The following is a 15,180-nucleotide window of genomic DNA, read 5'->3' as shown; positions in this document are numbered from 1 at the left end:
AGTCTCACCTACCCCCCTACGAGGTGAACCGTGCATTTCACGAGATTCTCCATCGCAGCCGCGGCCCTGATAGCCCTCGCCGCCTGCGCTCCCCCCGGCCAGTCCGGGAGCACCGAGGCGAACGCCACCGGCCCGATCAAGATCGCGAACGTCAACGCGCAGAGCGGGCAGCTCAGCTCCCTGGGCCAGTGGGAGCACAAGGGCGTCAAGCTCGCCATCGACGAGGTCAACAAGGCCGGCGGGATCAACGGCCGGCAGATCAAGCTCGACCTGTTCGACAGCCAGGGCGATCCCACGGTCGGCACCAACGTGGCCAGGAAGATCTCCGCCGAGAGCTACATCGCGATGCTGGGCACCGCCGAGAGCGCCGTCACCCTCGCCATGGCGCCTATCCTGAAGGACGCCAAGATCCCGAACATCACCTCGGGCCAGTCGCCGAAGCTGGCCGAGCTGAAGAGCCCGTTCCTGTTCCTCAACGCGCCGACCAGCGTCACCTTCGACGAGACACTGGCCAAGTACCTGGTGGACGACAAGGGCATGAAGAAGATCGCGCTGATCAGCAACAACGGCGCGTACGGCGCGGGCGAGCACGACGCCTTCCTGACCTCGCTCAAGAGCAGGAGCGTCACCCCGGTCGCCGACGAGGTCGTCACCCCCGACCAGAAGGACTTCAACTCCAACCTCGCCAAGATCCGCGAGCAGGACCCCGAGGTGCTGTTCGTCGGCGCCGAGGAGGTCCAGTCCGGGCTGATCGCCAAGCAGGCCCGCGAGCTGGGGCTGAAGGCGGTGTTCGCGGGCGGCGCCCCCATGGGCACCGACGTGTACGCCACCACGGCCGGGCTGAAGAACGCCGAGGACACCGTGGTCAGCTCTCCGTATCTGAGCAACGAGGCCAGCGAGGAGATCAAGGCGTTCGCCGCCAAGTACAAGGCCGCCTACAACGAGGACGCCCGCATGCACGTCGCCAAGGCCTACGACGGCGCGTCGATCCTGATCGAGGCGCTGAAGCAGACCAACGGCGAGGGCGGGCAGAAGCTGGCCGACGCCATCCGCGGCGTCAAGCGGGCCGGGCTACTGGGGAACTACGACTACGACGCCAACGGCGTCGGCATCCACGCCACGAAGATCGGCCTGGTCAAGGACGGCAAGGTCGTCCCCGAGGCCGCGAGCTGACGTGCAGGTCTTCCTTCAGACCCTGATCGGCGGGGTCACGTTCGGAGCGGTGTACGCGCTGGTGGCGATGGGCTTCTCGATCGTCTACCGCACCATGGGCCTGGTGAACTTCGCCCACGGCAGCGTGGTGATGATCGGCGCGTACGCCGCCTCCACCTTCTACATGGCCAGCAAGCTGCCGTTCGCCGTGGCGATCGTCGTGGCCATCGCCGTCACGGCGCTGATCGGCCTGGTCATCGAGCGTTTCCTGCGACCGCTGGAGAACAAGGACTTCACGCTGATGCTGATCGGCACGATCGGCTTCGGCGCGGTGCTGGAGGCCGGGGCGGTGCTCGTCTGGGGCGCCACCGGCCATGCCGTGCCCTCTCCCGTGGCGACCGGGCCGATCGACGTGGCGGGCATCCGCATCCCCACCTACAGCCTCCTGGTCATCGCCGTGGCCGCCGCCGCGACCGGGCTGCTGGCCCTGTTCCTGCAGCGCACCAAGCGCGGCGCGGCCATGCAGGCGGTCGCCATGGACCACCAGGCCGCCACCGCGGTCGGCATCCACGTCGGGCGCAGCAACGCCATGGCCTTCGCCATCGGCGCCGGGCTCGCGGCGCTGGCGGGCAGCCTGATCGGGCCCATGCTGTACGTCAACCCGACCATGGGCGGCACCCTCGGCATCAAGGGCTTCGCCGCGGCCATGCTCGGCGGGTTCGGCAGCATGCCCGGCGCGATCGTCGGCGGGCTGGCCTTCGGGCTGCTCGACTCCTTCGCCGCCGGCAACTTCCAGGAGTACTCCGAACTGGTCACCTTCCTCGTCTTCGCCGTCATCGTCATGATCCGGCCCACCGGCATCTTCGGAGAGGCAACGGTGAACCGCGCATGAAACGTCTGATTTGGCTGGTACCCCTGGCCGTCGCGGCCTGGCTGCTGCCCTACGGGCTGGGCGGTTACGCCATTCACGTCGCCGATGTCGCGATCATCTTCGCGATCCTGGCCGTCGGGCTCGGGCTGACCATGGGCGTGGCCGGGCAGATCAACCTGGCCCAGGTCGCCTTCTTCGGCGTCGGCGCCTACACGGTCGCCATCCTGACCACCCAGGCCGGACTCGGCTTCTGGACCGCGTCCGGGCTGGCGCTGCTGGCGGCCGTGGTGTTCGGCGTGCTGGTCGGGATCCCGGCGCTGCGCATGCAGTCGCACTATCTCGGCATCGTCACCCTCGGCCTGGCGCTGGCCTTCACCAACTGGGTCACCAACGCCCACATCGCCGGCCGCGCCGAGGGCATCAGCGACATACCGGTGCCGCCCATGTTCGGGATCGACCTGTCCAGCGGCTACCTGTTCTACTACGTCGAGCTGATCGTCTTCGCCGTCGCGCTGGTCTTCGCGTTGCTGGTCACCCGCTCGCCGCTGGGCCGGCGGCTGCGGGCGATGCGCGACGACGACCTGGCCGCGGGCGCGCTCGGCGCCGAGATCCCGCTGCTGCGGATGACCGCGTTCGTGCTGTCCGGCCTCTACGGCGGCCTGGCCGGCATCCTGTACGCCGGGCTCATCCGCTTCGTCGCCCCCGAATCGTTCAACATCGCCAACATGTTCCTGCTGCTGGCCATGGTGATCATCGGCGGCCGCAGCAGCATCCTGGGCTGTGTCGTCGGCGCGGTCGCGCTGTCCCTGGTCAGGGAGGCGCTGCTGGACGCCTCGGGCTTCGCGCAGCTCGGCTACGGCCTGGTGGTCGTGCTCGTGGTGGTCTTCGCGCCCAAGGGACTGGCGGGCCTGCCGGAGCAGCTCCGGTCGCTGCGGCGCGGGCGCGGCGGCGGCTCACGCGCCCAGCTCGGCCCGTTCCGGCCCTACGACGCCGTGTCCCCGGCCGCCGGGGAGGAGGCCCTGGAGATCAGGGAGGTGACGATGCGGTTCAAGGGCCTGGTGGCGCTCGACGCCGTCTCCCTCACCGTTCCCACGGGGCAGATCCGCGGCATCGTCGGTCCCAACGGCTCGGGCAAGACCACGCTGTTCAACGTGATCAGCGGCTTCTACCGGCCCGGCCAGGGATCGGTGGTCCTGAGCGGGCACGACGTGACCGGGATGGCGCCGTACCAGCTCTCGCTGCGCCGCGTCGCGCGCACCTTCCAGAACCTGCGCCTGTTCGAGGACCTCAGCGTGCGCGAGAACCTCCTGCTCGGCCTGGACCGCACACGCACCTGGTGGATCTGGCGCTACCCGAGCCTGCCGTGGAAGGTCCTGGGGTACGAGCGGGAGCTGCGACGGCGGGCCGGCGATCTCATCGAGCGCTTCGGGCTCACCGAGGTCTCCGACGCCGGACCACGCTCCCTGCCGTACGGCGTCCAGCGCCGCATCGAGCTGGCCCGCGCCATGGCCATGTCCCCCACCCTGCTGCTGCTCGACGAACCCGCCGCCGGGCTCAACGGCGAGGAGGTCCGCCAGCTCGCCGACATCGTCCGCTCCATCAGGGACTCGGGCGTCACCGTGATCATCATCGAGCACAACATGGGCCTGGTCATGTCCCTGTGCGACCAGGTCACCGTGCTGTCCAGCGGCAGGGTGATCGCCGACGGCCGGCCCGCCGACGTCGCCGTGCACCCCGACGTGGTCGCCGCCTATCTCGGCGACTCGATGTCCGCACCGACCGAGGAGAGCGCCGAGGCCGCTGTCGAGGAGGCAACCCGATGACCACGCTGACCGTGGAAGGACTGTCGGTTCACTACGGCGGCGTCCGTGCCGCCCACGACGTCTCCTTCACCGTCGCACCCGGCCAGTCGCTCGGCATCATCGGCGCCAACGGGGCGGGCAAGACCTCCACCCTCAAGGCGGTCATGGGGCTGGCGCCGCGGCAGGCCAGGACCATCCGCTTCGGCGAGCACGACCTGCTCCGCGCGCCCGCCCACACCCTGGTGCGGCACGGCATCGGCTACGTCCCCGAGGGCCGGCACGTCTTCCCCGGGCTCACCGTGGAGAAGAACCTGCTGCTCGGCGCGTACACCAGGAGCTGGAAGAGCACCCCGATCGACGAGGTGTACGAGCTGTTCCCGGTGCTGGGCGAGATGCGCGGCCGCCTGGCCGGCGCCCTGTCCGGCGGCCAGCAGCAGATGCTGGCCGTCGGCCGCGCCATGATGTGCCGGCCCAAGGTGATGCTGCTGGACGAACCCTCCATGGGGCTGTCGCCCAAGCTCGTGGCCGACATCGCCGGCGTGCTCAAGAAGCTCAACGCCGACGGCCTGGCCATCCTGCTCGTCGAGCAGAACGCCAAGCTCACCTTCGACGTCACCACCACCTGCCTGGTCATGGAGAACGGCGAGATCGCCGCGACCGGCACCTCGGCCGAGCTGAGCAGCGACCCCCAGGTCCGGCGGATCTATCTCGGCCTGTGACGGCCGGCGCTCTGTGGTGTGTCCATCAGTCGGATGAAACCGTCCAAACGTTAGGGGATGCTCATGGTCCGTCGACGAGAGTTACTCATGGGTGCCGTGGCCGCCGCCGTACTGACCGGGCCGGAGGCGGCCGCCGCCACGCCGCACCGGCCCGACCGGGACTTTCCCAAGATCGGCGGCAATCTGGCCAACCAGGGCTACAGCGGGCTGCGCGACCTGCACCGGCGCAACGTCGGGCGCCTGCGCGGGGCCTGGGTGAACCACATCGAGGGCGGGCTCATGGCCGGCAACAGCCAGAGCACCGCCGTGGCCGTGGACGGCGTGCTCTACGTCGAGTCGGCGGTGGGCAACGTGGTCGCGGTGGACGGCCGTACCGGGGCCACGCTCTGGAAGTACGCCCAGACGCGCGGCGCGGTCACCCGGCGCGGGGTGGCGGTCGGCGCCGGCCGGGTCTACACCTGCGCCAACGGCAACTGGCTCATCGCCCTCGACCGGCGCACCGGCCAGGTGCTGTGGGAGCGGCAGCACGACGGGTACGGCAACCTGGAGAAGGTCGCGGTCACCTACCACGACGGCATGCTCTACTGCGGCACCAACGACGGCCCGCGCGGCGCCGCGCTCGCCTTCGACGCCGAGACCGGCGACCTGGCCTGGCACTTCTGGGGCACGCCCGGCCCCGGCGAGTTCGGCAACGACACCTGGGAGGGCGACTCCTGGCAGAACGGCGGGGCCACGCCGTGGATGCACTGCGCCATCGACCCGGAGCTGCGCCTGGTCTACTGGACGTTCGGCAACGCCCGGGGCAGCAGGTCGTCGCAGGACGGTTCGGAGCGCGGCGGCCAGAACCTGTTCGCCAACTCGATCGTGGCCATGGACCTGAAGACGGGCGCCTACCGCTGGCACTTCCAGTCCATCCACCACGACATCTGGGACATGGACAACGTCATGGCGCCCGTCCTGCTCGACGCCCGCATCCGGGGCCGCGTCCGCAAACTCGTCGTGTACGGCAGCAAGACCGGCATGTACTACATCCTCGACCGCGCCGACGGCTCGGCCCCGCTGGGCATCGACGAGCGCCCGGTCCCGCAGGAGCCCCGCCAGAAGACCTGGCCCACCCAGCCCTTCCCGCGCCAGGGCGGCTGGACCGAGCAGACCCCGGTACGCCAGCCGCTCGGCACCGAGATCCCCGGCGCCCCGCACCGGGCCGTGCCGAACTACCGGATCGGCCCCCTGTTCACCCCGCACTGGGACGAGCCCATCCTCACGATCCCCGGCCACGGCGGCGGCGCCGACTGGAACCACCAGTCCTACAGCCACAGCACCCGCCTGGTGTACACCGGTTTCGGCTACGTCGCCGCCGCCCACTCCCTGACCGAGGCGTCCAACGGCCTGCGCCCGCCCGGTGAGTACATGACCGGCGGCGTCGTGGCCGTGGACCCCGCCACCAACCGGGTGCGCTGGAAGCGGAACCTGCCCTACTCGCTGGCCCACGGCAACGGCATCCTCACCACCGCCTCCGACCTGCTGTTCATCGGCCAGCCGGACGGCAACCTGCTCTGCCTTGACGCCCGCGACGGCCGCGAGCTGTGGCGCTGGCAGACCGGCGCGGCCGTCAGCAGCGCCCCCATCTCCTACGAGATCGACGGCGAGCAGTACATCGCCGTGTACGCCGGCGGTACCGGCATCCCCTACGGCAACTCCGCCCCGCGCGGCGACCACCTGTGGGCCTTCAAGCTGGGCGGCGCCGTCGCGCCCGCCGCCACCCCGCCCGCGCCCGTGGTCCGCCGGCCGGTCTCCGGTCAGCCGGTGGACGGCGCCGCCGTCGGCAACACCGTCGTGCTCGCCCGGGTGTACGACAACGGCCAGGTCGGCGCCGTCGAATCCACCGCCGTCAACGCCATGGCCCCCACCCACCTGCGCGTCCCCGCCGGGACCACGGTCACGTTCGTCAACCCCGCGGACAACGTCAACGTCCACGGCGCGACCCAGTTCTTCGAGGGCCTCTTCGACATCCGGCTCAAGCCCGGCGAGTCCTTCCAGTACACCTTCACCAAGCCGGGCGAGTACTTCTTCAACGACACCTTCAGCCCCCGCCCGACCGGCAAGATCGAGGTCCTGCCCGCCTGACCGCGTTCCTGACCGCGTTCCGGAGCGCGTTCCGGAGCGCGTTCCGGAGCGCGGGAAGGCGGGGCTCAGGGCGCGATCAGCGCGACGTCGGGGCCCAGGAGCGGGAAACGTTCGAGCACCAGCGGATCGTGGCCGGCGACCACCAGTTCGGGGCCGTCGGCCAGCTCCTTGATGCGGTCGAAGGCGCCGTACATGCCGGTCATGCTGTGCAGGATCGGGAAGGGCCGGTCGCCCTCGATGTTCTCGTAGAAGTGGCTGGCGTCCGAGGCCAGCACCACGTGGCCGCGGGCCGTCTCGGCCCGCACCACCTGCATGCCCGCCGTGTGCCCGCCGACCAGGTGCACGCTCAGCCCGGGGACGACGAACGCGTCGCCGTCCACCACCTGCACCCGTCCGTCCTTGCGGGCGGAGTGCAGGTGGGCGAGGTCGTGCTCGTTGAGCAGCCAGCGTTCGCGGGCGATGCGCTCGGCCCACGGGCCGCTCCAGTAGTCGAGCTCGGCCTGCTGCACGACGTATCGGGCCCGGGGGAACTCGTGCGCGGTTCCGGTGTGGTCGTAGTGCAGATGGGTCAGCACCACGTGGTCCACCGACTCGGCCGTGACGCCCAGCTCGGCCAGGGCCTCGACGGGCGAGCAGCGGTAGTCGATGCCGTCCACCCGCGCCGCCCGCTCCGGCGCGATGCCGGTGTCGACGACGACAGTGTGCTCGCCGGAGACCGCCAGCCAGACGTAGTAGGCGGTCGGGTGTGAGCTCTCCCCGCCGGGCTCGTAGCCGTGGAAGTGCTCGCCGCGCCGGGCGGCGCGCCGGGCGTAGCGGACGGCGTGGACGCGGAAGCCGCTCACACCGTCACCTTCCCGGCGGGCCTGGGCCCGAGCTCGGCGGTCGGCACCTGGTAGGTCTCCCGGCCGGTCGCCACCGCGGCCACGTTGACCAGGCACACCACCGCGGTGATGACCGAGACGCCGAGCCAGCTCTCCGGACCGGTGCCCGCCACGGCGGTGGCCACGGTGGGCGCGAACCCGGCGATCGCGAAGCCGATCTGGGTGCCGATCGCCATGCCGGACAGGCGGACCCGGGTGGTGAACATCTCGCCGTAGAACGACGGCCACACCGCGCTGGTGGCGCTGTGCACGATGCCGAACATCACGATGCCGGCGATGAAGATCAGCAGGTAGTCGCCGACGGAGATCGACCACAGGTAGGCGAACATCAGCACCGCGCATCCCAGTGATCCGCCGATGAAGACCGGCTTGCGGCCCACCCGGTCCGACAGCTTTCCCCACAGCGGGATCGTGATCACCGCGGCGACGTTGGCCAGCACGCCCACCCACAGCATCGGCGTGCGTTCCAGGCCCATGGTGTTGACCGCGTACGACAGGGCGTGCACGGTGAAGATCGTGCTGACCGACGCGATGACCGCGGCCACGACGACGCGCAGCACGTCGCGCCACTGCTCGCGGAAGAGCACCGCCAGGGGCATCTTGGCCACGGTGTTGGTGGCGACCTCCTGCTCGAACGCCGGCGTCTCCTCCAGCGTGCGCCGGATGATCAGCCCGACCACCGCCACCACGACGCTCAGCCAGAACGGCACCCGCCAGCCCCAGCTCAGCAACTGGTCCTCGGGGAGCGCGGCGATCGGCAGGAAGATGGCCGTGGCGATGATCTGGCCGGCCTGCGTGCCGTTGAGCGTGAAGCTGGTGTAGTAGGCGCGCCGGCCCTCCGGCGCGTGCTCCAGCGTCATCGAGTTGGCACCCGCCTGCTCGCCGGAGACCGAGAAGCCCTGCATCAGGCGCAGCACCACGAGCAGGATCGGCGCCAGCAGGCCCACCTGGTCGTAGGTGGGCAGGCAGCCGACCAGGAACGTCGAGCCGCCCATCATCACCAGCGTGGTGACCAGCACCCGCTTGCGGCCGAACTTGTCGCCCACGTGCCCGAGCACGAAGGCGCCCACGGGCCTGGCCAGATAGCCGACGCCGAACGTGGCCAGCGCGAGCAGCGTTCCCGTGGCGGGCGAGGAGGAAGGAAAGAAGATCTTGTTGAAGACCAGCGCGGCCGCGGTGCCATAGATGAAGAAGTCGTAGTACTCCAAGGCACTGCCGATCCAAGCCGCAATGGCCGCTTTGCGAGGTTTGCCCTGCACCGTCACAATATGCTCCTCACGGTGACGTCGGGGGGTAGTGCGGTGACAGGAAACTAACTCACCGGTTCGTACATTACAAGGGTGTCATCCGGGGATTAAGCGTTCGGACCGGGATCAGGCGCCCGAGCCCCGCACATAGGCGACGACCATATCCCCCACCATCGCGCGTAACCGGGCACGATGCTCGGGCGCGGTCATGTCGCGGCCGAACAGCGCACCGAAGGTGTGCTGATTGGCCACCCGGAAGAAGCAGAACGAGCTGATCAGCATGTGCACGTCGATCGCGTCGGCCTCGGTGACGAAGTCGCCGCTCGCCGTGCCGGCGTCGAGGATCGCCTCGATGAGGTCGAGCACGGGCGTGCCCAGGTTCGCCAGCGCCTGCGACCTGCGGATGTAGTCGGCCTGGTGGATGTTCTCGATCGTGACCAGCTTGATGAAGTCGCGGTGCAGGTCGTGGTGGTCGAAGGTCAGCTCGGCGAGGGTGCGGATGGCCTCGACGGGGGCGAGGTGCTCGACCTCGATCGCCCGCTCCATCTCCCGGACCTCGGCGTAGGCCTTCTCCAGGACGGCGACGTAGAGCCGCTCCTTACTGCCGAAGTAGTAATAGATCATGCGCTTGGTCGTGCGCATGCGGGCGGCGATCTCGTCCACCCGCGCCCCCGCGTAGCCGTGACGGGCGAACTCCTGCTGGGCGACCTCGAGAATCTCCGCCTTGGTGCGGTCGGGATCCCGCTGACGTTCGGGGGCGGCGGGCTGGGACGTCACCCACTCATCCTAGTGACCTGCCGCGTGCTGCACCGCGAGCCGGATGGGGGCGTTGCCGGCGCCGTAGCCCTGGTAGCCGCCGATCCGCTGGACGATCTCGAAGAAGACCCGCCCCACGGTGACGGTGTACACGTGCAGGAACGCGCCGTGCTCGTCCCGGTCGTACAGCACGCCGAGGTCGCGCAGCCCGGGATCGACCTCATGGCGGGCCTCCAGGTCGTCGTAGTAGTTGCCGGGAATCGGCAACAGCAGCCCGGGGTGCTCCCTTCGCAGCCTGCGGGCGACGGCCACGACGTCATCGCAGGCCAGCGCGACGTGCTGCCACGGCAGGTGGTCGGCGCCGACCTGGGCGATGTTCACCACCACGCGCACCGCCCCGTCGGGGCCCGACATGGCCTTGCTGCGCAGCAGGCCGTACGGGTCGGGCAGTTCCAGGCTCTCCTGCGGGCGCAGCCCGAGCACGCTGCGGTAGAACAGCGCCGCCTCGTCGAAGTGGTGCCACGGCTGGGCGAGGGCCACGTGGTCGATGCCGGTGACCGGGCCGGGCACGGGCCCCGAGGGGACGAAGTCGGCGAGCCAGGCGTCGTCGCAGAAGAAGATCTCGGTGCCGTCCGGGGCGGCCACCGCCTCCAGCCTGGCCTCCTCGGAGGTGCGCTCGCGTGGCAGGATCGGCGAGAGCAGCGACTCGGCGTGCTTGGCCGCGCCGGCGGGATCGGGGCTGTCCAGGCCGATGGCGATCAGTGCCGGGTCGGCGCCCGTGGCGTTGAGCAGCAACCGCGCGCCGCCCTGCTCCCACAGCTCGACCGGCTTGGTGGGGTGCGTCCCGGTACGCGCGAAGCCGAGCGCGGCCAGCATCCCGCCGACCGCCCCGGTGTCGGCCAGCTCGGCGAAGGCGAACCCGGCGGGCACGGCCGGATGCGTCACCTCGTGCGCACCCTGCTCGTGCGCACCCCGCTCGTGCGCACCCCGCTCGTATGCTCCCCGCTCGTGCGCACCCTGCTCCAAGGCGATCAGCGAGCGCATGCCGTCCAGTGCGGTGCGCTCCGCCGACGCCTGGCGGAAGACATCGTTGAACACCTCCAGCGACAGCGGCCCGACGTAGCCCGCGCGGCGCACGCTTTCGACGAGCCCGGCCAGGTCGAAGTTGCCCTGCCCGGGGAAGCAGCGGTAGTGGCGGCTCCACTGCAGCACGTCCATGGCCAGCAGCGGCGCATCGGCGAGTTGCAGGAAGAAGATCTTCTCGCCGGGGATCGCCTCGATGCCGATCGGGTCGGAGCCGCGCGACAGGATGTGGAAACTGTCCAGGCACACGCCCAGGCCGGGGTGGTCGGCCAGCCGGGCGATGCGCCAGGCGTGCAGATACTCGTTGACGTGCCGCCCCCAGGCCAGCGCCTCGTAGGCGATGCGGATCCCGTGCGCGGCGGCCCGCTCGGCCAGCAGCCGCAACTGCTCGGCGGCCAGTTCGTCGCCGCCGATCGCGGCGGGCGAGACGTTCGAGCAGACCAGCAGCAGGTCCGCGCCGAGACGCTCCATGACCCGGAACTTGTGCTCGGCCCGGCGCAGATTACCCGCCAGCACCTCGGCGGGCACCCCCTCGAAGTCACGGAAGGGCTGGTAGAGGTCGATGCCGAGGCCGAGGTCGGCGGCCCTGGCCCGCACCTCCTCCGGCGGCAGCGGGCAGGCCAGCAGGTCGTTCTCGAAGATCTCCACCCCGTCGAACCCCGCGGCCGCGATGGCCTCCAGCTTCTCCACCAGGGTGCCGCTCACCGACACGGTGGCGATGGACTTGCGCATACGTTCCTCCTTCAGACGGCGATGAGATCGGTCAGGTGGGCGAGCATCCGCTCGGCGTCCGGCTCCCGGCCCGTGAACAGCCGGAACGCGTGGACGGCCTGGAAGACGACCATGCCGCCACCGTCCAGCGTCCGGCAGCCCGCGGCCCGCGCGTGCCGCAGCAGCTCGGTCTCCAGCGGCCGGTAGACGATGTCGGCCACCCACAGGCCGGGATGGAGGAGCTCGGCGGGCAGCGGCATGCCCGGATGGTGGGCCATGCCGGTCGGTGTCGCGTGCACCAGCCCTTCGGCCTCGGCCAGGAGCTCGGGCAACTCGGCCGGAGTCGCGTGGTGGGCGCGTTCGGCGCCGTAGCGGGCGGCCAGCTCACCGGTGAGGGCGCGCGCCCGCGCCGGGTCGGAGTCGACCACGGTGATCCGGTCGGCGCCCATCGTGAGCAGCGCGTGCGCGACCGCGGCCCCCGCTCCTCCGGCGCCGAGCTGCACGATCTGGTGGGCAGGCGCGTCAGGCAGGCCCCGGGCGAACGACTCGGCGAAGCCCGTCCAGTCGGTGTTGTGCCCGATGGCCCGCTCCCCGTCGAACACCACGGTGTTGACCGCGCCGAGCATGCGGGCGTCGGGCGACAGCTCGTCCAGGTGCGGGATGACGTCCTGCTTGCAGGGGTGGGTGACGTTGAGCCCGTCGTAGCCGAAGCGCCGGGCCGTACGGACCAGGTCGCCCACGTCACCGCCCACGCGATCGATGTCGAGCAGCCGGTAGACATAGTGCAGCCCGTGGTGCACGGCCTCCTGCTCGTGCAGCGGTGGGCTCAGGGAGGGGCCGATGCCCGAGCCGATCAATCCGATCAGGAATGAATCCATCACTTCTCCCTTTCCAGCAGGTGCGACAGAGGGGTGGCCGTCGGCGCCCTCCTAATGTACGTACTAGTGAGTTAGGTGGCTAGCGCACAGTCGCCGCGGCTCGTACGGAAGCGATCTCTCCCTTGACTTCACCGCGCCGCTGCCGCAGCGTTGTGAACTATCTAGTCCGTACTTTCGGGACGGAGTGCCCCATGCGCCCTCTTCTGGCCTGCCTGTCGCCCTACGAGGTCATGTGGTCCCGTTCCTTCCGCCACCTGCTCGACGAGGGATACGCGTGGGTCTTCACCCAGGCCGCCCAGGCGCTCACCGGCCCGCGGGACGCACGCCCCCTCGGCGATCTCCAGGTCAGGACGCTCATCGCGACGGGCCAGTCCCAATCGGCCTCCCGGCTGGCCGTCTACGCCAACTCGGTGCACCCCCTCGCGCCCGTCTATGACGTGATCACCATCGTGGACGGCGGCGTGCGCATCCGCCCCGACCTGACCTCCCGGGTCTTCAAGACGGCCGGCGTGTCCGGCCTGCTCGCCGGGCCCACCGCGCCGTGCGTCTCCCCGGCACGCAGCAACCTCCCTTACGAGTACGTGCTGAACGCGATGTTCGACCACGCCGTGCGCTGGGCCCGGGAGAACCGGCGGCCGCCCACCGCCCCCAGGCTGGAGGTCACCGACACCACCACCAGCGCCTGCCGCCAGGGCGGCACCTGGATCCCCTTCGACGAGACCACCTTGGAGGAGCTGTATCCCCGCCACCGCGACCACGTGACCAAGGTGCGCCAGGCCACCGAACGGAACCTGCGAGACGGCTTCATCACCCGGCGGGACGCCGACAGGACCGTCCGCGATGCCGAACGCTCCGACGTGGGCAGGTGAGAAGGTGACACGGGCAGCGGACGGTCCGGCCGTGGGTGGGCGGGCGGCGGACGGTCCGGCCGTGGGCCGGCCGCTGGCGCTAGGCCCCGCGCGCCTGCGCAACCGCTTCGTCGCGGCGCCCATGGAACGCAACTACTGCGAGATCGACGGCACCGTCACCCACCGCTACGTCGAGTACCTGGCCCGGCGGGCGCGCGGCGGCGCGGCACTGGTGTTCGCCGAGGCCGCCTACGTACGCGCGGACGGCAGGGGCCGGTTGCGCCAGATGGGCGCCGACACCGACGCCCGCGTCCCCGGCATCGCCCGGCTGGCCGCCGCCGTGCACGCCGGGGGCGCCCTGCTCGGGGTCGAGCTGAACCACGGGGGCCGGACCGCCCAGAGCGCGGTCAGCGGGCTCCGGCCGGTCGCCCCCTCCCCCGTCCCCTGCCTGCCGGCGGGCGGCGAGACGCCGCGCGAACTGCCCACCGCGGAGGTGTACGAGCTGGTCGAGGCCTACGCCGAAGGCGCCCGCCGCTGCCGGGAGGCGGGCGTGGACGTGATCTCGATCCATGGCGCGCACGGCTACCTCGTGCACCAGTTCCTCTCCCCCGCCCGCAACCTGCGCACCGACGAGTTCGCCGACCCCCTCCGCTTCCTCGACCTCGTCATCGAGGCGGTCCGGCGGCAGGCGGGAACCGGGGTGGCCGTCGGTCTGAGGATTTCGGCACACGAGGGGTTCGAGGGCGGACTGACCGCGGACGCGACCTTCGGCCTGATCTCACGCGCCCGCCTGGACCTGCTGGACTTTCTCGACGTCTCGGCCGGGTCGTACGAGGCGGGGCAGTGGATCATCCAGCCCGGCGAGTGGGAACGCGGCCTGCTCGCCCCGTTCGCCGAGCCCTACCGCGCGCTGGGGCTGCCGGTCGGCGTCGCCGGCCGGATCAGCACACCGGAGAGCGCTGAGGCGATCGTCGCCGGCGGCCGGGCCGACTTCGTCTCCCTGGCTCGAACGCTCCACGCCGACCCCGACTTTCCCCGCCACGCTCTCGGCGGAGGGCTTTACCGGCCGTGCATCGCCTGCAACCACTGCATCGACCGGCTCGGCACCGGGGAGCCGATCCCCTGCTCGGTCAACCCCCAGGCCGGCCGCGAGCACCTCGGCGCGCCGGCAGCCCCCTCGACGAAGGCGTCGGTGCTGGTGATCGGCGCGGGCCCGGCCGGTCTCGAGGCGGCACGGCAGTTGGCCGAGCAGGGTCAGCGGGTTCGGGTGCTGGAACGCGCGGGGCACGTCGGTGGCCAGTTCGCGCTCGCCGGCCGCCTCCGGGCCTATCCGGAATATCACCGCATCCTGCGATGGTGCGCGGCCGAGCTGGACCGGCTCGGCGTCACCGTCCACACCGGTGTCCCCGTAACCGCGGAGGTGCTGGCACGGCATGAGGCGGACGCCATCGTGCTGGCCACCGGCGGCACCGGCCGCCTGCCGGACGTCCCGGGCATCGCTCTGCCCCACGTCTTCGACGTACGCCGCTGGCTCGCCCTCGACGAGGACGTCCCCGACACCTGCGTCATCTGGGGCGCCGACCGCGAGGGCGTCGCCGTCGCCGACCACCTCGCCGCCGCCGGGGCCGAGGTGCTGCTCATCGGCTCCCAGCCGGGCCTCGCCCCCGACGTCGGCCGCCGCGCCAAGATCCTCATGGTGCCGAGGCTCACCGGGAACCCGAAGGTGCGCATCCTGCTGGCCGCCGCGATCTCCTCCGTCGAACCGGACCGCCTGCTCGTCCGGTCCGGCGACCGTGAAGAGTGGATCCCCGTGTCCGGGCCGCTGCTGCTCTCCCATGGCGTCGTCCCGCGCACCGGGCTGCTCGCGGCGTGCGAGGCTCGGCGGCCGCGGCTCGGTGTCCACGCGATCGGGGACGCCGGGGGCAGCGGCGGCTCGATCCACCGGTGCTTCCTGGCGGCGGAGGAGGTGGCCTGGACGATCGGCCGGGCGTGCGAGGCCCGCTGACCGATCTAGTGCCGTAGCAGATTGGGTTTGCCCTGTTTGTGGTGACACGCCGATCAAGGTCCCACCTCGGCGGTCGTGATCGCTTCAGACTCTGCTCGTG

Annotated in this window: 12 protein-coding genes; 7 read left to right on the top strand and 5 right to left on the bottom strand. The window is 70.9% G+C overall.

Annotation, left to right across the window (positions count from 1 at the left end; genetic code table 11):
- Positions 1–30: 30 nt before the first annotated feature.
- The 5 genes from AB0I15_RS48595 to AB0I15_RS48575 all read left to right on the top strand — a co-directional run bounded on the left by AB0I15_RS48595 (position 31) and on the right by AB0I15_RS48575 (position 6,671).
- Positions 31–1,173 (top strand): ABC transporter substrate-binding protein, encoded by a 1,143-nt coding sequence (locus AB0I15_RS48595; protein ID WP_358112879.1) that lies wholly within the window; start codon positions 31–33, stop codon positions 1,171–1,173.
- A gap of 1 nt (position 1,174) precedes the next feature.
- Positions 1,175–2,044: a branched-chain amino acid ABC transporter permease gene (locus AB0I15_RS48590; protein WP_358112877.1), complete on the top strand. Its 870-nt coding sequence runs from the start codon at positions 1,175–1,177 to the stop codon at positions 2,042–2,044.
- Positions 2,041–3,846, top strand: coding sequence for a branched-chain amino acid ABC transporter ATP-binding protein/permease (locus tag AB0I15_RS48585; protein WP_358112875.1), 1,806 nt, complete (start codon positions 2,041–2,043; stop codon positions 3,844–3,846). The genes AB0I15_RS48590 and AB0I15_RS48585 overlap by 4 nt, the downstream gene beginning before the upstream one ends.
- The gene (locus tag AB0I15_RS48580) at positions 3,843–4,544 is read left to right on the top strand and encodes an ABC transporter ATP-binding protein (protein WP_358112873.1); all 702 of its coding nucleotides are present in this window, start codon (positions 3,843–3,845) and stop codon (positions 4,542–4,544) included. Before AB0I15_RS48585 ends, AB0I15_RS48580 begins: the two co-directional genes overlap by 4 nt.
- Positions 4,545–4,607: 63 nt before the next feature.
- Complete coding sequence (locus tag AB0I15_RS48575) at positions 4,608–6,671, top strand: PQQ-binding-like beta-propeller repeat protein (protein WP_358112871.1); 2,064 nt, start codon at positions 4,608–4,610, stop codon at positions 6,669–6,671.
- Positions 6,672–6,736: 65 nt separating this feature from the next.
- Here the strand turns inward: AB0I15_RS48575 and AB0I15_RS48570 are convergent, their stop codons facing one another.
- From AB0I15_RS48570 to AB0I15_RS48550, 5 genes are all read right to left on the bottom strand, one after another.
- Positions 6,737–7,513, bottom strand: coding sequence for an N-acyl homoserine lactonase family protein (locus AB0I15_RS48570; protein ID WP_358112869.1), 777 nt, complete (start codon positions 7,511–7,513; stop codon positions 6,737–6,739).
- Positions 7,510–8,811 (bottom strand): MFS transporter, encoded by a 1,302-nt coding sequence (locus AB0I15_RS48565; protein ID WP_358112867.1) that lies wholly within the window; start codon positions 8,809–8,811, stop codon positions 7,510–7,512. Before AB0I15_RS48565 ends, AB0I15_RS48570 begins: the two co-directional genes overlap by 4 nt.
- Before the next feature lie 114 nt (positions 8,812–8,925).
- Complete coding sequence (locus AB0I15_RS48560) at positions 8,926–9,576, bottom strand: TetR/AcrR family transcriptional regulator (protein ID WP_358112865.1); 651 nt, start codon at positions 9,574–9,576, stop codon at positions 8,926–8,928.
- Positions 9,577–9,585: 9 nt separating this feature from the next.
- Positions 9,586–11,370 (bottom strand): TIM barrel protein, encoded by a 1,785-nt coding sequence (locus AB0I15_RS48555; RefSeq protein WP_358112863.1) that lies wholly within the window; start codon positions 11,368–11,370, stop codon positions 9,586–9,588.
- An 11-nt stretch (positions 11,371–11,381) separates the two neighbouring features.
- Entirely contained in the window at positions 11,382–12,227 is an 846-nt protein-coding gene (locus tag AB0I15_RS48550; protein ID WP_358112861.1) for a shikimate dehydrogenase, read from the bottom strand.
- 191 nt (positions 12,228–12,418) lie between these two features.
- Between AB0I15_RS48550 and AB0I15_RS48545 the strand changes: the two genes are divergently transcribed.
- Together AB0I15_RS48545 and AB0I15_RS48540 are read left to right on the top strand one after the other, a co-directional pair.
- Positions 12,419–13,096, top strand: a complete 678-nt coding sequence (locus AB0I15_RS48545) for an alpha/beta hydrolase domain-containing protein (RefSeq protein WP_358112859.1) — start codon at positions 12,419–12,421, stop codon at positions 13,094–13,096.
- Between the two features lie 4 nt (positions 13,097–13,100).
- On the top strand, positions 13,101–15,080 hold the full coding sequence (locus tag AB0I15_RS48540; RefSeq protein WP_358112857.1) for an FAD-dependent oxidoreductase: 1,980 nt from the start codon (positions 13,101–13,103) through the stop codon (positions 15,078–15,080).
- Positions 15,081–15,180: the final 100 nt, after the last annotated feature.

This window comes from Nonomuraea sp. NPDC050643, assembly GCF_040654715.1.
Taxonomy (GTDB): Bacteria; Actinomycetota; Actinomycetes; order Streptosporangiales; family Streptosporangiaceae; genus Nonomuraea.
This window is presented reverse-complemented; position numbering and strand designations above follow the sequence as displayed.